This window comes from Protofrankia sp. CiP3, assembly GCF_917627345.1.
Taxonomy (GTDB): domain Bacteria; phylum Actinomycetota; class Actinomycetes; order Frankiales; family Frankiaceae; genus Protofrankia.
The window spans coordinates 65,426-83,681 of the sequence record NZ_CAKJTM010000021.1; the positions used below are offsets into that span (position 1 = coordinate 65,426).

Consider the following 18,256-nt stretch of genomic DNA (forward strand, 5'->3'; position numbering starts at 1 on the left):
GTCCCTGATCATCCCTGGAGGGATTGAAACAAGTACCGTCCCGGAGGTGCTGTCCTCCCTGATGCGGTCCCTGATCATCCCTGGAGGGATTGAAACAGCACATCAGTTCAAATGATGCACGCTGTGCGCGTGACGTCCCTGATCATCCCTGGAGGGATTGAAACGTCGAGACCTCTGACGGTGGTGACCCGTCGCGGCCGGTTCCTGATCATCCCTGGAGGGATTGAAACTGAGTTTGACGCCACGGGTGCGACGGTGAGCTTTACCGTCCCTGATCATCCCTGGAGGGATTCAAGTCCGATCGGCAGCTGCGGGTGCGGAGCGTGGAGTCGCTTTAGGTTGCAATCAGATATACCTGGCCGCCGCAGAGCTTGGACATGTCATCGACGTCCGATGTCACCATGGCAACTGGTCCCGGCTGCCGTAGCGCCATCTCGGCCACTGTGGCGTCGATCGCGTATCTGTGGCCGTGCAGATTCGTTTCTTTGAGTAGCCGGGCGGAGGCTTTCGCGGTCTCCTCGGTGACCGGTTCGACCTTGATCCGCGAGAGCAGCCAGTTCAATCGAGGGATGTTTACCCCCGCATGACTGACCTCGATGATCGTGGTGGCGCTGATGACGAGGTCGGACTCCAGTTCGCTGAAGATTTGGATCATGGCGGCGACCTGGCGGTCCTGAACGATCCAGGCCGACAGACCCGCGCAGTCCAGGACAACCGTCTCGATGCGCTTGGTCACACTGCCGTGTCTTCGGTGACGTCGGCGGCGTCGAAGAGCCTGGCCCGCGCGTCGGCCAGTTCCTCCTGCGTGAATGTGCCGGATTCATCCTGGTAGCGCTGCAGTTCGTCGATGAGCAGCCTGTGCCGGATCTGGCGTGCGACAGCCTCGGCGACGTAACCGGAAACATTGTCTGTGATCTTTTTCAGTTCGGCGACCTGGTCGCTGGGCAGCGTGACCGTGATACGAGTGGTAGCGGACATGCATCGATCATATCGTGGTATGCGCTTCCGTTGGTCGTCGGATATTCGATGATCCAAGGATGGCCAGGACCGGCAGGTGGTGCTGGGGCGAACAGCTCTCGGAGCGGGTACGCGATGATGTTCGGATGCTATCGCCGGACGCCTCCGGGCGTTACCAGCCGCTCGCCACACCGACGCCGGTGAACTCCAGGCCACAGCAGGCTCGCTGGGCCGACGCGATGAAGAAGGCGCTCGGCCGTACAAAGATCAGCCTGCCGGCGTTGACGGCCGCCGTTGCCGAACAGCTGGGCCTGCCGTCCAGCACCGACAAGATCCGTCGCTGGTTGGCGAACGACACAGCGGTGGACCCGCATGCCATTCTGGTTCTCGCCCGTGCGGTTGGTGTCCATCCGTTGGAGATGCTCGCGGCGTTCGGGCTGGTCGACGATTCGGTCGCCGGCATGGCGGGACGCCTTGCGGTGATCGAGCGGCAGGTCCGCAAACAACGAGCCTTGCTGCAGAGCCAACATTGTGAGGCCGGTGGAGCGCTGTTCGCGGAGATGGCGCTGCGGCATGGCAGCTGGGCCGTGACAGTTGTGCCGCACTGGCGTGGTCGGCTCTGCCGCTATCATGTCGGTGACTACGTTCTGTTGGAACGTAGGGACGGCATCGCCACCCGGGCCGACGCGGAGCGGGTGTTCGCCGAGGCATTCGAACGAACCGGCGCGACATGGGACGACGTCCCGTTCGCCACGGAGCCCGCACCACGATGGCCAGCGGGTCGGCTTTTCGTGCCGCGGCTCGCCGCGCCACGCACGGCGGAACAGCACAAGGCCGATCTCCCGGGGGTCCACAGCGTGGTCGTCACAGGGCCGAAATGGGCCGGAATGTACACGGTCGCGGCGCTGGTAGGCGCCGCGCTCGGTTGGGGACTCGACAGCTTCGCCCTGCTGGCTCGTTCGTTGTCCAGCGGAGGACGGCTCGACGAGCGGCTAGCCGACGAACTGATGCGGGACGCGCTGGCCCGGCCGGACGGCAATCCGTATCAGGTGTGGGCACATACGCTCACCCAGCAGCCCACGCCCGTGGCGCCGGCCGCCCGGCTGCTGGGCTCGCCGCCCGACGGCGTGCGGGTCGTGCTTCTTGTTCCCGATGCCGACATGCTCGGCGTCATCGCGGACCTCGGCGGAAAGCCCTGTGCGCAGGTGCGGACTTTCACGGCCGGATGGCGATCCCTGCTGCCTGAAGGAGCGCGGATCCAGCATGTGTCCGTGCACGCCCCGGTTGGCCGCGACGGCACGCCGCTGTCGCTGTCCCAAGCCGGATTCCTTGATGCCTACCACGACACGTCGGTGAACGCGGCATTGCGGGTACTCGGGATGCTCGCCGCACCCCGCAGGCCGTCCGACATTATTCCGCTGCGGGCACGGACCGACACCTTTGCCGCGCTGGCCGCGACCTATTCGGCCGCTGCGCCGGACTGCCCCACCGGCTCGGACCTCTCCTCGAACATCCGGACCTCCCCGAGTAGCCGGTCGAGTTCCTTCGTCAAGAAGTCTCGATCCATTAACACCAGCGATGGGTAACGATCGGCGAGCGCTTCTGTTAACTCGGTGTCCGCCTTGTCCAACAGTGTAGCGACGCAAGCGGGTTCCGGAACTCTGATTGACTTGGCCTTCTTGCCCCGCGTGGCTTTGTCGACGAAAGAATGGGAGAGCGGATGACTGTTGCGAAGTTTGCGTAGATCGCTGGACGGTCCTTCCGCCATTCGGAGCGCATGCCAGGGCGCAAGGTACCAGCGATCGCCGTCGGGCTCTGTGCGCGGGACAGGCGGGTCTGTTTGCGGCACCCAGCCCTCCCGCTGAGTGAGCCCGAACTGACCCAGTTGGGCAACCGTCACTTCTTCCGCTTTTTCGGCGTCCGGAACGTGTGGTCGAGCATGGCGAGGGCGAGATAGGCGGCGTCCCATGGGTGGGAGTCGACGATTCGCAGACACAGCTCGAGCCGGGCGCGGGCGAGTTTCACTTCGGCTACGGAAGTCTGATCATCCGTGCCTGGCGGCAGGACGCCGAAGGCGTTGCGCTGAAGCTCGTTGACCTCGACAGCGAGAGCTTGAAGCTTGCGGGAGCCACGCTGGAGCAGATGCCCGGCCAGCGTGATGTCGAGTCTGGTCAGCGCTTCGGCAGCCAGACAGGCGAGGGCTCTGTCAAGGCCCAGGACGGCGAACGGTCTGGTGTCCTCCGCCGTAACACGTGTCGTCTCGATGATGAGTCCGTCAGGGCCATGGTCACCCTCCGCTACCAGCAGCGTCAGTGGTACCGCTGCGTGCAGCGACCAATCGATCCCTGCGAGGATCGCTGCCACCATCAGCGCCTTGCGTCCGATCGGCAACAGTACGGCGACCTCGTCCGCTACCACCGCACACGGTTCTGCCAACAGTGCGTCAAACAGCTGAACGCGGCACGTCTCGACATTGTCCGGTCGCAGCTTGGGGTCGGTGACCGTCACCGGAATTCGTTCCACGCCTTCACGGGTGGCCGTCACCCTGGCCATATCGGTGACGAACTCGAACGAAAGCATCTGCCCGGCGCCGAGTGCCTCGGAGATGCGGTCGAGCAGGAACTGATCGTCGATCTTACCCTGGTCGGGTGTGGCGGACCGGCTCAACGCCCGTAGCACGACGACTGTCCGTTCGGCCGGCGGCGGGGGTGCGACCGGCCAGTCCGGGAAGGCTTGGAGAATGGGGTGCTTGTCGCGTTGTGCGCTCGCCCATTCGTCTTGCATGAAGCGGATGACACGTGGGGGCGTGGCCGGTTGGTGCATACCGTGGCTGAGCCCCACGACCTTGTTACGCCACTCCTCGACCTCCGGATCATCTGGATCGGTCAGTGGACGGACCAACCGGCCGTGTTTTGCCAGGGCGAGCCAGGTGCGGGCGGCGGCACCGTCGGTGATCTCCCCGCGGGCAAGTCCTTCGGCGAACGCGGCCTGTACCGCCTCAGCCAGGATCGCCTGAACAACGTCCGTCACTTTCCAGGCGTCGTTTTCCTTCGGCTGATCGGCGAGCAGCGTGTCTACATCAACGCGTTGCCGGCGGGCCAGAAAGTCCCAGCCGGCGTCACCCGGGGACAGCGGTGGTGGCACCTCCAACGGCGGATCACTGCTGGCGAGCGGCTCGTAGTAACGGTGCCGCACCAGCCATCGCGCTGGCGCCGTATTCAGCCCACACGGAACCAGCGGAATCCGGAGCCCGGCTCCGTTCGCCGCCCACAATGTCAGGTCGTGGCCCCGCAGCAGCAGCTCGAACATCACCCCAAGCAGAGCACTCGTCGCACCGCCGCCGAGCGGCAGTTCCCATCGGGTCGCCTCGCTGACGGGGCTGGCCGCGTTGTCGAGGAAATCCGTCAGCCACTTCCGGGCGTCCGCGATGCTGGGCAGCGGGATCTGCTCGACGGTGGTTGCCGGCACCCGCTGCCGGACGAAGGGGAGGATCACCTCGGCCAGGTCCTGGGTTGCCGGCTGCACCCTCGGATCGTCGTGCCGCTTGGTCGCGATGAGGATCAGTTTGTCAACCGGAGGATCATCCAGTTTTTCGATCTTCCGAAGAAACCAGGCGATCGGTGTACCGGCGAGCTCATCAGCGAGAGCGGAGGGCTCAAGGCCGGTGAGTTCTGTAATCCGCGTGGCCGTCTCGGCGGGTGTCGGCTCGTGCATGCCGAGGTCGGAGGCTCCGACGACGTGCACAGCGATGCGGTTCACTTCCTGCCTTTCATTGCGGCGGTCATCTTCTTGGTCGGCACGGCCATGGGTGTCCCTGTACGCGTGCGCTCCTCCCACAGCCCTGGTGCCGCCGTGTACCGATGGCGCTGCCGCCGAACAGGGTGCCCGTCGACGAGCTCGACGGCGCTGAACGGGACAGTTGCACGCGGTTTGGCAGCCAGCGGCCCCGCGATGTACCGCTGATACCGGCGCGGGTCTTCCTCACGCAGCACACTGACAACACGGGCGACCCACCTGGCCATGTCCGGGAGCGCCAGCCCGTGGCGTTCCGCCCACACCTGCAACGGCCAGCCCGGATCGCCGGTCGCCGGGCCGTCACTGCCGAGCCAGGTGAGGAGGTGCACAAGCAGCTCTCGATCCGCCGGGCCGGGGAACAACCGCTTTGCCCAGTCGGCGTCGGCGACCCGCTCCGGCCGTTGCGGCAACTCGAGATTCTTGCGCCGATGGCGGTGCATTTCTCCCAACACCGCTGCGGCGGTACGTGCGGCGTACAGGTACAGCGCAGCTTCCTGCGGCGTCCGATGGCGGTCGTCGTCAGAGAGCAGACTGCGGGCAGGTGAACGTTCCAGCCAACCGGCCGCCGTGATCTTCTCCACGACGCCTGCCAGCACATCGACGGCATCGTCGAAACAGCCGAGATCGCAGCAGGCGAGCACCGTCCGCCGTGGGTCGGGGCTTGCCGTCTTGCCCCGCGTAGCCGGGCAGGGACGACCGCCATGCCACAGCGACGCCCGCGCCATCGTGGCGTTCACCGCACTGGTGCAGGTCACGAACACCTGCTCAACCCAGCTCGGCTCGGTGGCCCCACAGCGATGCCCAGGCGTCCGTGGCGTGTTCTCACCACTGACTCGGTCCGGATTTGGATCGGTTTCCATCGCTTCCATGCCGCTGAGCCTGGTAGCCGACCAGCCGCCCCAGGAGGGCACGATCTGCTGAGTTCCTTCGTCGCCGCAGCAGATCCTGCCTCCTCACCCGGCGAACACCCGCTCGGAAATTTGTCTACCCAGCTCACAACTGGCTCCGAAGGCTGTACCGCTGCGCCGCAGCACGAAGTCGTCCCTCCTCACGCTCCAGGTTTTCGAAGTCCTGACTCTGCCGGTCTCCTTGACAGCGATAGGTCACCTGCGAATCCTTACAGCTCGGATCCGCGACAAATTCGAGACCCGAGGTTATAGCGAGAGTCCTCGTGTCGAAGCGGAAGTTGCGGTCATGTCGACCGATTTTCCTCTTTTTTTCCGTCGTTCCTTCGATGCTTCGCTTCCATCCGTCCTTCGGAACCCAGAGAATCCGAACCGAGCGAAAGCCGTCAAGTTTTGCCAATGTTTCTTCAACATAAGAGTTGGCGGCTTTTATCTGATCCCCTATCGATTTCTTATCTCGGCTTTTATCCGGGCAGCTCGTGAGGATCTCGAGCGTGCGCTCTTTATTTTTTGGATAGCCTTCGGTGGTTGCCATTTTGCGCCAAAGCCAATCCGCGGACTCGAGGTAGTGGATCGCAAATTTGTCCACTACGACGATTTCTGTTGCCGCTTCCACGAGTGGTCGGAAGTAGATGTTCCAAAGCTCACAACTCGATATCTCGCCGGGTCGATAGTAACGGCTATTTCTCTGCTCGAAGAGATCGATCTTGTGCGGAGTAATGCCCTGATAACTGGACACACTGATTCCACTATCTGGGTCCTTCTCGCCCGCAGATGCAGCGTTGAATCCAAACTCGTCGGCGAGCTCGGATTGGACGAGAAGATGGTCGATTGATTCTTTCCAATGAATAAGGTCGCCCCTTGCGCGAATATCCATCGCGTCATGGTCAGGAAGCGGCGGTGACGGAAAGAGGAAGTGGTACTTTTCGCCCGCCCGCGACACAATAGGATCCCAATATACCGCGATTTTCGACGGTAGTTTGTTGATGAGGTGGCGGTACCTTTGACGCTCATAATCGTTACGACATACAATCCGAGCATGTCGGCTTAGATGTCCGGTTAGCGTTCGGTGAACAGCGTGCCGACTGTAGTCGTCCTGGCCAAAGTTGTCTGAGAATAGATCCGCTGAGATCGCTACACGGCTCAACATGGCTGCGGCGCTGGTTCTACAGCACGTATTCTGGCTTCCGGAAATATGTCACCGGTGCCCGGAGACAGCTGGCCTTCGGCGAGCCACCGGGACCCTCGTGGGAACGCGGAATCGTCTATCTCAGCTGGTGTGATCGTAATTACTTGGACGTCTTCCTCGTAAACATAGCCAGATTCAACCAGCGCCTGGATGCGTAGTAAAATATTTTCGCTGTGAGTTTCGATAAGCAGCTGTTGTTTTTTTGTTGCGAACTCTATCAGTTCATCCGCCAGCTCAACTTGGAGATCTGGATTTAGATGGGTCTCCGGCTGCTCGATTATTAGCGGCCGGCTGGTAGCTCGATTGCACTCGGCGAGTATCGGCAGGAGATGGTTGAAGCCGTATCCGACGTCGCTCAGTTTCGACTCGACTCCATTTCGGATGAGTCCCACGTCCGCCAAGGGAATAGTGGATCGATAATTTATGACCTGAGCTTCGTCGCCGTCTAAAAATTCCGGCAGCCCATATTTCCAGACTCGGATTCGATACGGGATCCGAAGTCTATCCAGCGACTCGTTGGTCCGGAGGACCACCGCGTCGCCCTCACTTTGTCCTGCAAGGAAGTTGAGTAGATTTCCGCCGTCGTGGCCCACGCCGTCCGTCGCGTAATTGAGACGGACAGGGCTCGAGCTCGGTGCAGCTCGACTAGGCCCTAGATAACGTAGCCCTCCGAGCGCATTGTCTAAACCCTTGTAGAAATTTTCCGCGTAGGTCATCCAAGCTGGAATGATCTCTTTGGTGTGTTGCTGGTCGGTGTCGGAACCGTCCAACCTTTGAAGGCTGGAGGTAAGCGTTGTCGTGTTTGTGCCCTGAAATGCGATAATATGACCGAAGCGAATTCCGGTCAGGGAAACAAGCGGGCGGTTTCTGGAAAAAAATTCGGTCCTGTCGCGGAAAACCTCGTTCTTGGCGGTATGATAGAGCTCTTTAAGGAAGGGTTCGATCGACTGCTCGGCAACCACCAGCACCGGGCCTATGCCAAGGTGTTCTTCCAACGATTTGTCGCGTTCGAGCAGGATGGGCTTGGCATCAGGCATGTCGGGCTGATGCTCGATGATCCGGATGTCCAAGAGCTCTGCGCTGGATCCGTCGAATCCACAAACGATGGAGTACTCGCTGTCGTTGGTGCTCCGCCAGCTGACTCCGATCGAGATCACTCGGTCAGTCTCATGGCGGTAGACCACGTCGGTCGCTGTTCCCAGGGACACCAGGGGCCCGTTCAAGACCAGTCTTTGACCAGCTTGTTCCGGTGCCTGCGAAAGGGTCTGAGACAAAACGAGTAGAGCTTGTAAAAGTGTTGATTTACCTGCGGAGTTATGTCCGTAAATCAGCGAGAGCGCGGATAGGGGAACATGAAAGTAACCGGTATCTCCGCGAGGTGTTCCATAGCATTTAAAATTAGCAATGTGAAGTGCTGTGAGTAGAGGTCGATCGAGGGATGAATGGGAATCTGGAGCTGGCTCCTCGGGTATATCCAAATGATTGCTCATATCGATGCTTGCGTTGTCGGTTGGATTGTTCATCGCGCTTGACCATTCTTATCGGGGGCCGGGTATACCCGCATCGGGTCGCCGTCTGCGGGCGGGAGGCTTTCGGCCCGCACGAAGCTGTTGGAGCGTTCCTGCTCGTTCTGTACGAACCAGGCATAGGCCTGGCCGCGCGGATCGGGCGGGACGGGAACCGATCTGTCCATGGCGGCGGGCCGGACCCGCGGATAGTGCACCGGGGTGGACGCATCGCCGAGCGCCGCTGTGAGGAAGGCTGCGAGGTGTGGGCGTCCGGGCCACATGTCGGAGGCCTTCTCGAACACGGCGATGAGCGTGTCGACGTCCGCAGCGGTGCCAGGGAGCTGGTCGCCGAACGAGGCGTAGTAGTCGGCGATGGCGGCGCCCGTACGCAGTTCGGTCGTCTCGGGGTCGAGATCCAACCGGACGCTGCCGAAGCCGAGAGGTTTACCGAGCCCGAATCGGTGATAATGCTCCGCCGGCAGCTGTAGCAGCCACAGCAGAGCGCCGAGCTCCACCTCGGTCAGGTTGATCACGTCCAAGGTGAATCGGAATGTGGTACCGGGTTTGACCCAGCCACGGACCGAACGGTTCTGGTTGTCACGCTGTTCCTCGCCACCGGTGGCAAACGCACGGTTATCGGCGGTGAGTTCCTTGCCCGGGCTCTCTGTCGCCGGGCGTCGGTACTCCTGATAGTGCCCTTTGTCATCCAACGTCTGGGTTCGGTCCTCGGTCGGATTCTTCCAGTAGTCGTCAGCCAATCCGGCATGGTGTGGGTACGTCTTGCGGCCACGCAAAGATCGGCCGGGAACGTACCAGTCCCGCCTCGGCGTGCGTGGCGGCAGCGGCATCGGGTACTGCGACGTTCCTGCCGCCGCGTAGAAGCGGCCTTGCTGGGGTTTTGGCTGGCCGAGGATCGCCAGCGGAAGGCCGTCCGCGCCGAAATCCGTAACCGTGTCCCCAACGGCATCGCGGCCTACGTCCACCGTGACCGGTCCCACCCGCAGTTGTCCGCGGTATGCACCGTGGCCGTCCGGATTGACCCAGCCGAATACCCGGTCCGCGGGGGACAACTCGTCGCGGGTCGACGCCGGGCGGAGCGACGGGTGAAGAAGATCCTTGGGTGATGCGGAAAAGAGCTCCCGGGCGATCATCACCGGGTACAGGGCGTCGAGGTTCCCCCGCGAGTCGAGGAGGGCGTAACAGAGGTCGCCGGGGCGAAGCTTTTCCGCTCCCTCCTCGTACAGGTGGCGACTCCATGCCGTCTTTCCCGGTTTCGGGCCGAGCCATTTCTGCGGTGGGGCGAACTTCTCGCTGCCGCCCCGGGGCGCGCTGCGTGGCCTGGGACCCCGGTCGGTGTTCACGTTCGGCCGCTCCCAGATGTCGGCGTGCCGGTGAGCATTGCGGTAGTCGTTGACGAGCGCTGTCCACGCCTTCTTCGTCGTGTCCGTCAGCTCCCGGGTATGCGAATCGCCGAAGAAGACCCGTTCATCATGTTTGCGGCTGAAATTACGGTTGTTCACACAGACCCAGCCTGCCGCCTCCTGGGTGTCGGAGAGCGGCTCGTGCACGGTGAACCGGTCACGCCACACCGCGTCCGCGACCCTCATGTCAGCCGGGAACGGCTCGCCGGCCCGCGCGATCGCCACCACCTGCCAGTAGCGGAAGTCGGCGGCGTGGTCCTGCCGGCGCTTGTCCCAGCGGTAGTGCTGGATCAGCCGCAGCCGGACCCTGACCTCGTCCCGGTGCTCCGGCTCCGACTGGTCGCCGTACAGCACAGGCCGCCGGGATCCCGACCCGTACCGCGGTAGCCAGGCCGCGTACATCACGGTCTGCGGGGACGAGCGCTGGCCGAGCGGCGCGGTACCGGTCAACAGGTCGACGGTGACGGCGTCCCGGCCGACACGCGCCGGTACGAGCGCGAGACCTGCACTGGCGGGCGGCCGATATCCCAGCGGTTCGTCATGGCCGGTGAAGACACCGAGCCGGGAGTTGGTCGCCGCCTCGTAGGCCGCCCGCAACATTCCCTTGACCGCCGTCGGCGGGATGTGTGGCCGGCCGTCCCGCAGCAGTACCGAGTACGTCGTGTGACCCCGGTCGTCCGGCTTCGCCGGCGCGGTGTCCAGCAGCAGCAACGGTGTGACGGTCGTCAGCGTCACACCGATCCGCCCGCTCCAGCGGTCCGCTTCCCACACGTCGTGGCCAGCGGGTGGGGCGTCCCCGAGAGGTCCCGCACCGTCGCGTGCCAGCGCCGGCACGAACGTGTACGGGTTCCGGAACAGGTCCACGGCGTTGACCGCCGGCCGGGCGGATCCCTGAGCGGACGGCGGGCCGGTCGGGCGGGTCCAGCCGGGACGCTGTCCGTCTGCATGTCGGCTCCCTGGCCTGCGCGGGGGAACGCTGCGCTGACTTGCGCCCGCTTCATTCGATGCGCGGGTGGCAGACTCTTGCTGCGGGGTCCGCCGGCCGGTGTCGGAGGACGCGGCGGGCTGGGCCGACCGCGTGGAAGGGGGACGGCGTGGCAGTGGGCTGCCTGCCCGGCGGACGCCTCTAACCTGGCCCTTCACCCATTCGTAGTCGACGCTGAGCCCGTCGAGTTCGGCGGGGGCAAGCGCGCCCAGGTCGTCGACCAAGGCCTTGCCCGGTTGCGGGATCCTGCGTCGGTCCGGCCCGTCGACGATCACGAGCCGGCCGCCGTCGGCTCCCGAGGGCTGCCAGTGCAGACGTCCGCTGCGGGTGTGGGTGCTGCTGGCGGCGCCGCTGCTGTGATCAGAGCTGCGAGCCTCACTCATCGATCTGCCCCTCCTCGATGGCGATCAGCCGTTCGTCGAGCACGTAGGAGTTGCCGTGGTCGGGTTCTACCGCGATGTATTCGCGTGCCCGGAGCCGCAGCCTGCGTCCTCGCGGGGGTACCGCCGGTACCCGCAGCGTGCCGATCCGTGCCGCCGACAGCGATACCCAGCCCGCCGGGTTGTCCCCGTCGACCACCTCACCCCACAGCAGGTAGCGCAGATCCGTCGTCTGCAGGTCCGTCCACAGGTTGCCGCCGGTCACCTGTTCGCCGAGCAGCACGCCCTGGCCGCTGTCGCCGCGCCGTACCCATCGCAGTTCCACGTCCGGAGTGAAGGCGCGAGCTTCATAGACCCGGCCGAGGTCCACCTCACCCCCTTGCCTCTCGCCGTTCGGCGCCGTGCACACACCATCACCGCCGACGGTGGCGACGGTGTAGGCGTCGGGTGACGACAGCAGGGCGATGCCACCTGCCAACTCCGTCACCTGGGCGAGCATGCCGGGCAGTGGTCCGCGCAGCGACCGTGACCCGAGCCGTGTTGATCCGCCCATGTGTCCGCTCATGCTGCCGCCTGTTCTTTCCACAGCGCTGTCCACGTGTCCCGCAGCAGCTCTCCAGCCGGTGACGCGAGGTACTCGTCGAGATCCAACGTGCCGTCAGGGGTGTCCACGGCGACGGTCGCGGTGATGTCCCCGAAACCACGGGTAGTGCCTTGGCCGATTGGTAGCCGGTGGTCGCGCAGATCACGTAACACGAGCATCAGCAGCGCCAGGGACAGGTTCGCGTCGTCGCCCAGCCGCGCGATGTCGACGGTTAGCTTGATCGGTTCCCAGCCGATCTGCCACGGCTCCAGAATGGTGAACAACAGTTTGTCGGCCGCGCCGCCGGTCCACCGGTCGATGGCGACATGGTCCGCCTGATCGAACCCGTGCGCTGAAAGCCACTGCCGGTAGCTCTGGTCGTCCTGCTCGGGTTTGCCGCTGTCCGTCAGCATCGCGCCGAGGTCGGGTTCCGTGGCCATTTTCCGCCACAGGTCGCCATCCAGCGGCTGGGACGAGCGACAGTCGGCGACGGCTACCGCGCCCACGCCATAGGAGAACTGTCTGCCGGGCGCGCCTATCGGCTTGTCCGGGGTGTCGGGGCGCTCGTCCTGCTCGTCGGGGAGTTCTTTGATACCCCTGGCCGGGTCGACGGGAATCTCCAGGATCGAGCGGTGGACGTCCCGCTGTGCGGCGGGCGGCGCCGCGCCGAACAGCACCTTTGCCAGGTGCAGCTGATCGAGTTGGGCGCGGAACGCGGTCGCGTCGGTTATTGGGTCGCCGACGGGCCGCGGCGCCCGGCGCTGTTCCAGCGTGCGCAGGATCCGCTCGGCGTGGCTGCGCAGCGCCCCTTTCACGCTGGATCCGGGCAGTACCAGGCGTACCGTGTCGGTGCCCTCCGCACCCGTCAGCGGCAGTGTGTCGACGGCGACACCAGCCCGATCAGCACGCACCATCACCGGAGCGTCCGGTGTCCAGTCGATGGTGACGGCCAGGCGGGGGTGCAGATCAAGGCCAGGTTCGCCGCGCGGTTCGTCCAGTTCGTCCAGTTCGTCCAGACCGGGACGACCCGGTTGGCCGCGCAGCAGCGCGATCAGGCCGGTGGCGTTGCTGAGATCGTGTTCTTCGAGCTCGACGTCGTGCGCTAGCTGGACGTGGCCGAGCCCACGGGTTACGGCAGCGCCGAGCCGCACCTCGCCATGACCGAGAGCGTCCAGCAACGCCGCCAAGCGGGCGCGGTCACGGAGCCAGCCGACGTCGGCCGGATCAGCTGCACCGGACTCGACGTCGAGTTCGAACCGGATGAACGCCCCGACAGGGATGACTGCCCGGGAGAACAGGATGCCGTAGGCGGCTGCACCGGTGTACCGGTCGATCCCGACCGAGGTACGGGCGTCCAACCGGCTGACCGGAAAGGGTGCATCAATGTCCGGCCCGGCGCAGACAAGGCCGTCCCGGACGAACACCCTGCTCGCCCGGCCGTCGGTGTTGTCAGTGAATCCCCACAGCTCACGGAGGGCGTTCGCGTCGGTGCGGCGGCCCGTCATCCAGTGGCGGCACACCCCGGCGAGGCTCGTCCCGGGCACGTACAGCCGGGACTTGCCGTCGAGCGCGACCGGCAGGTCCACGTCCGGGTCGTGCCCGAGCCCGCCGACGTGCAGCGGCGAGCACACCTTAAGCCAGCCGCGGACCCGCAGCCGGTGGTGCAAAGGCCGGCCGGCCATCACTGCGCCTCCCGGTTCCGGCGGTGCGCGGTCAGGCAGGTCAGGACCAACGTCTGCACAGCCTCCTGCCACAGCTCCGTCCGCAGGTTCGCGGCGATCGTCGCGGCGTGCGGCGCTTCATGGGTCTGACTTCCGGCCGTCGGGCCCGCGGGGCCGACCCAGCCCAGGGCCTCCCACACCTGGCCCGGTCTGGTGAGGAGGGCCTCCAGCTGTCTGCCGACGCCGTCTGGCCATGATCGTCGGCGGGACGGGTCGACGAGCTTGTCGACGAGCGCTTCGGTGGCCGCGCGGTCAGCCAGCCGGGGCAGGATGTCGCGGAGCTGGGCGAGCTGCGACGGCGGGATCTTGTCGACGCCGTCACCGAACACCCGGCGTAGGCCGTCGGGGTCGGTTGCGACCGTGACGGCACGCCTCGCGATTTCTGCTCGCCAGGCCTCCGTGCGCAGCGCCGCGATGAGCGCGATGTCGTCGGCCGACAGGATGTCGGTGTTCGTGGCACGGGTATCCGCCGTGCCCGCGCCGCCGACGGGAATTGTCGTACTCGGTGCGGCACCGGCCGCAGCCTCGCGGGGTTCCGTCCGTGCCGCCAGGGCCTTCTCGGCGGGCTCCTGCGTATCGGCGAAGCGTGTGATGACCTCGGGTCCGTCCTCGACGCCCCCCGAGGGCCCCGGGACGGCGGCGATGCACAGCTGACCGAGTCCTTCGCCGCGCCGTTCCCCGAGGCCCCCGGTCTCCAGCTCGGCGACCAGCGTCGGATCCAGCCGTGGAGTGATACCACCACTGCCGTCACCCACCGTGATGTCGTATGTCACAATGCTGCCGGCGGCCAGGCCGAGCAGGGTCGGACGCGGCCGGCACCAACGGGTGTGCCACGACTCGGTGCGTGTCACCGCGAACGCCTGGCTCCGGCGACCGTCCGCCGAGCCGACCTGCTTCAGCGCCGTGGCGGGCAGACGCAGCTCCCGGGTGAGCGCTTCTCGCAGCAACTCCGGATCGCTGGACGCGCGCAGCCGTTCGTCCAGCAGGATCATGTCGCTGACCAGCCAGACGACGATGCGGCGGGCGTCAACGAGCCGTGCCCGCGGCGCAGGCGGTGACACTGGCGTCGCGCTGACCGTTGCCCGGCCGTAGTCGTCCTTGCGGGAGCGTCCCAGTACCCATGAACCCGACAGGTCCTCGGCCCATCCGGCGGGCAGCAGGCCCGCACGTACCCGTATCTCAGCGACCAGCGGTCGCTTGGTCGCCAGCGCACGGTAGGTGTACACACCGCCGCCCTCATCGGTCGTCGGCCGTTGCATCGTGTCGTTCACGCTGTTGTGCGTGTGGACCGACAGTGTCGGCCGGACCCGCCGAAGCGGACGGGTGGTGGCGACGTACCCGTCGATCTTGCGGGTCTCCAGCGTGCGCGCGTCGGTGTTGGCACGGTTGATGATCCGACCCGGTTCGGTCTTCACCGCACCGAACGTGCGTGGCACGGGTAGTCCGCGTTCGCCTGCGACGTCCACGGTCGCGTCTGTCACCACCAGGTGGCCGGCGAGGAGCGCGGCCTGGCCTGCCGGTCCGAGGCGTCGCAGCACGCCGGGCAGCAGGGTGGACCCGGGGATGTGGTCGCGGCCCATCACCTGGTTGCCGAGCTGACGCCCGCCGGCCAGCAGCGGGTCGTCCAAGGTGATGCTCAGTCGCGCAATCTCCCAGCCGGGCACCGGAGCCGCGTGCGGCCACGGAGTTGGCATGACCGGGAATGCGACCGCGGATGTGACCGCGGGGGGCGCGGCATCAACGGCTGGTGGCGGCGGGGGAGAGGCGGTTTCCAGCCAGTCCCACCACGGTGTCGGATCGATGATCGACGGGAGTTCCAGTGTGCACCGTCCGTTACCGCGGCGGCGCTTTCCGCCGATCTGCTCGACGAGCCTGCTGCCGGCGAGCAACAGCGCCGTGACGCAGCGCCGGGCGTTTTCGTCCAGCGGTGCCGCGGACGCCAGGCCGCCCGGCGAGGCGGCGCCGGTGAGCTCGAACGTGCCGTGCAGGACTGACCCAACCCGGGCCTGCTCGGAGAACCGCAACATCCCGGGCGTGGCGCGACCGGTGTGCGGGTCGACGCGCACACCCGGTTTGACGAAGGTGACGGCCTCGCGCACGAACGAGTCGCGGGCCAGCACCGCGCGCACGCCATCGCAGTAGCGGGCCGCCCGAATCGACACCGCCGCGGCTACCGGCGGCGCCGTGCTGGCGGGCGGGGAGGGTGCCTTCCCGCCCGCTGCTCCGGCGGCGTCCCGTCCCGTGCCTCGGGTCGTTGTCGGGCTACCGGAAAGAGCCGGCTGGCTACCGAAGGCGAACCTCACCCAGCCCTGCCACGGTCCTGTGTCGCTGCTGCCGTCAAGGGCGCGGGCGACAATCTCGCAGGCGTCACGCCACACACCGGTGACGGTCTTCGCCGGCAGGTACGGCAGGTCGTCGGCGTCACGGTTGACCAGGTGGTCGACGTCGCCGGGACGTCCTGTTCCGGTACCCGGATGCCAGTCGGAGGTGAACACAAGCCGGTAGGACAGGGGAGTACCGGTGGGAAGCGGTGCAGGACCCGACATCTGCGGCGGCGGCTGCGTCGATATCGACGAGGAGACCGCCGGCTGTTCCTGCGCTGCGGCTGGTGCGGGAGGAGTGGTCTCGTGCGCGGTCACCGGCTTGCCGCCGTCTCGTCGCGGTCACCGATGAACTCCTCGGCGTCCATCGCATCGAGCAGACCTGTGATGTGAACACCACCTTCCTCCCAGAACAGCGACCAGCGTTCACTGTTGGCGGCCAGCGCAGACAAGCCGCTGCGGCCGTAGCGGTTGCGCAGCAGTTGGAAGCGACCGTCTGCGGTGTCGCGGCCGAGGAACAGCCCGGCACGCAGGGTGTGGGTCTGGCTGCGTGGGAGAGCCCGTCCGCGGTCGCTGTCGCCGTCGGTGGGATCGACGGTCCCCCGCAGCGCGGTGACCCGGGCCAGCAGATCCGACCAGCGGCGACCGTCAGCCCAGCCGGCATTGTCATTTCCGGTAACGACGTACGGCTGAGCAACGAGCCGGTCGCCTCCGGGCAACGTCGTGCGTGCCCGCAGATTGTCCAGTCCGGTCGCGGCGCTGTCGTACAGGACGTGAAAGGACAGCGCGCTGGCACCGACGGCCTTGACCTTCACGCGTTTGGCCTCATCCGTGAGATCGTCGGCGAGCTGATACGCCGAGGAGAACGGGTAGTGCTGCTTGACGACGGCGACGCCGGCCGCCGCCGTGAGCTGCTTTTCCTTAGGGTGCAACAAAGCTGCCGTCCGGTTTTCGAATGCCTGCAGGAAGGCGGCCGTGAAGGGTAACGCCGCAGGTCCGTCGCACACGACCGTGAGGTCGTCTCCGCCGAGAATGAGCGGCAGGACCGGGAAGAAGCTTCCGGATGCGCCCGGTCTCCTGACTTTTTTTATCCCTGGATAGCACCGGAGCTCGTCGAGCGCCGCGCGGAAGGCCTCATGTGCCGCGCGGTCGATGCGTTCGGAGTAGACGGCGAGGAGGTCGACGTACCCACGACAGCCTTCGACAGCCTGCCGAGTGGTGAGATTCCGGAGCACCGCACCGAGGCCGTTGACGTCGGCGTGGACAACCGCGACCCACTCGGCGTGGCGCTCCAGGTAGTCGGCTACCGCCTCGATCCCCTCCCGAGCCTCATCCTCATCAATATCGATGCGGAGCTCGGACCCGGTGTCCTCGTCGGCGACCGCCGCCGCTTTCTCCCAGGGGGCAGGGCGTCTACAGCCGTTGGGATCGATCCATCCGACTGTCACCCTTGCCAGCCGGTCGTATCCGTCGTGCGCCGCCTCCAACTTGGCCGCGGACGGGTGCGACCGTGGCACCAGCCGAGCGTTCGCCGCGTCGGCGCGCCGGGGCGAACGGCTACCGGACGTCTCGTCGTACAGGTAGGCGGCGGGCAGGCCGCTGGAGGTGCACTGGTCGACGATGGGCAGCCGTGGAAATCGCGACTGCGGACCGGCCCTTCGTGTACGTACCTCAGGAAGCGTCGCATATGCAGTTGTGATGGCGTCCATCACCGGATCGGGGTCTTCGTCGTCCCACTGGAAGGGAATGACGACACCGCACACGTCGAGCCCCGATGCCACCTCGAGGGCTTTCCGGGTAACCCGGGTGACCAGCTCCCGTGCCCGTTCGCCGTCGGTCACCAGGACCTTGACATCGCCGGAGGTGGCAGTGACCAGTTCGGCGCTGTGTGCCGGGACCCGCGACCGTCTCGTCCATCCGCGGACGAGACCTTCCAGCGCTTCTTCCGTCCAGGCGACGAGACTCGCGATCAGGTGGGACGCGCCGACGTTCTCCCGTCGCTTGTTGGTGTCGAAAATGAAGTTCTGGTTGCCGGATGTTTCAAGCAGCACGAGATAGCAGTCCACGCCTACATCTCCTCCCCCTCAGGCCTGACGCGGCACCGTGGACGGCACACTACGCGTCGGCGCAGGCCGGTCACCATGCCGCCCCACACATCTCCTGACGGACATCGGCGCGGTCGCCAGCCGCATTGGCGTCCGATGGTTCGAATGTTGTGGATGGCTGGAGGCAGCTCGTCTCGGCGTGCGGCGCCGTCCTCGACCACGGCGACCGTGGCGAGAGTCAGGTCAGCAGGTCAGCAGGTCAGCGGGGCGGAAGGCGACGGGGAAGGGCTCGGTGAGTTCGCACGGGTCGTCGCCGTGGATGATGGCGACGACGTCGTAGCAACCGTTGCTGCCGAGCACGTGGACGGTCATCGACGGTACCTTCGGATCAATGATCCAGTAGGAGCGGATACCGGCGTTCTGGTAGACGATGCGCTTCTTCTCCG

Annotated in this window: 13 protein-coding genes and 1 CRISPR repeat array (1 of these 14 only partly in view); of the genes, 1 reads left to right on the forward strand and 12 read right to left on the reverse strand. The window is 65.7% G+C overall.

Annotated features, from left to right (window positions below):
• A CRISPR array of direct repeats spans positions 1–297; the repeat unit is 30 nt; unit sequence GTCCCTGATCATCCCTGGAGGGATTGAAAC (it extends 5,619 nt beyond the left edge of the window).
• A 37-nt stretch (positions 298–334) separates the two neighbouring features.
• Together MJ797_RS10770 and MJ797_RS10775 are read right to left on the reverse strand one after the other, a co-directional pair.
• A complete protein-coding gene (locus tag MJ797_RS10770) occupies positions 335–736 on the reverse strand; it encodes a hypothetical protein (protein WP_239334174.1) in 402 nt (133 codons plus the stop codon).
• On the reverse strand, positions 733–978 hold the full coding sequence (locus tag MJ797_RS10775) for a type II toxin-antitoxin system CcdA family antitoxin (protein WP_239334175.1): 246 nt from the start codon (positions 976–978) through the stop codon (positions 733–735). The genes MJ797_RS10770 and MJ797_RS10775 overlap by 4 nt, the downstream gene beginning before the upstream one ends.
• Before the next feature lie 59 nt (positions 979–1,037).
• On the opposite strand from MJ797_RS10775, the gene MJ797_RS10780 reads away from it, so the two are divergent.
• Positions 1,038–2,543, forward strand: coding sequence for a hypothetical protein (locus MJ797_RS10780; RefSeq protein WP_239334176.1), 1,506 nt, complete (start codon positions 1,038–1,040; stop codon positions 2,541–2,543).
• A 310-nt stretch (positions 2,544–2,853) separates the two neighbouring features.
• Here MJ797_RS10780 and MJ797_RS10785 read toward each other — a convergent pair whose 3' ends face one another.
• From MJ797_RS10785 to MJ797_RS10830, 10 genes are all read right to left on the reverse strand, one after another.
• A complete protein-coding gene (locus tag MJ797_RS10785; RefSeq protein ID WP_239334177.1) occupies positions 2,854–4,716 on the reverse strand; it encodes a hypothetical protein in 1,863 nt (620 codons plus the stop codon).
• Positions 4,713–5,507, reverse strand: a complete 795-nt coding sequence (locus MJ797_RS10790) for a hypothetical protein (RefSeq protein ID WP_239334178.1) — start codon at positions 5,505–5,507, stop codon at positions 4,713–4,715. Before MJ797_RS10790 ends, MJ797_RS10785 begins: the two co-directional genes overlap by 4 nt.
• Positions 5,508–5,745: 238 nt before the next feature.
• Entirely contained in the window at positions 5,746–6,600 is an 855-nt protein-coding gene (locus MJ797_RS10795) for a hypothetical protein (RefSeq protein WP_239334179.1), read from the reverse strand.
• Positions 6,601–6,800: 200 nt separating this feature from the next.
• The gene (locus tag MJ797_RS10800) at positions 6,801–8,369 is read right to left on the reverse strand and encodes an AAA family ATPase (protein WP_239334180.1); all 1,569 of its coding nucleotides are present in this window, start codon (positions 8,367–8,369) and stop codon (positions 6,801–6,803) included.
• Complete coding sequence (locus tag MJ797_RS10805) at positions 8,366–11,143, reverse strand: TIGR03986 family CRISPR-associated RAMP protein (protein WP_239334181.1); 2,778 nt, start codon at positions 11,141–11,143, stop codon at positions 8,366–8,368. The genes MJ797_RS10800 and MJ797_RS10805 overlap by 4 nt, the downstream gene beginning before the upstream one ends.
• Positions 11,136–11,693 (reverse strand): CRISPR-associated protein Csx19, encoded by a 558-nt coding sequence (gene csx19 / locus MJ797_RS10810; protein ID WP_239334182.1) that lies wholly within the window; start codon positions 11,691–11,693, stop codon positions 11,136–11,138. The genes MJ797_RS10805 and csx19 overlap by 8 nt, the downstream gene beginning before the upstream one ends.
• Before the next feature lie 8 nt (positions 11,694–11,701).
• Positions 11,702–13,405, reverse strand: a complete 1,704-nt coding sequence (locus MJ797_RS10815) for an RAMP superfamily CRISPR-associated protein (protein WP_239334183.1) — start codon at positions 13,403–13,405, stop codon at positions 11,702–11,704.
• A complete protein-coding gene (locus MJ797_RS10820) occupies positions 13,405–15,990 on the reverse strand; it encodes an RAMP superfamily CRISPR-associated protein (RefSeq protein ID WP_239334184.1) in 2,586 nt (861 codons plus the stop codon). The genes MJ797_RS10815 and MJ797_RS10820 overlap by 1 nt, the downstream gene beginning before the upstream one ends.
• An 89-nt stretch (positions 15,991–16,079) precedes the next feature.
• Positions 16,080–17,831, reverse strand: a complete 1,752-nt coding sequence (locus MJ797_RS10825; RefSeq protein WP_239334185.1) for a hypothetical protein — start codon at positions 17,829–17,831, stop codon at positions 16,080–16,082.
• A gap of 222 nt (positions 17,832–18,053) precedes the next feature.
• Positions 18,054–18,256, reverse strand: a 203-nt coding sequence (locus MJ797_RS10830) for a Uma2 family endonuclease (RefSeq protein WP_239334186.1), incomplete at its 5' end; no start/stop codon positions are given.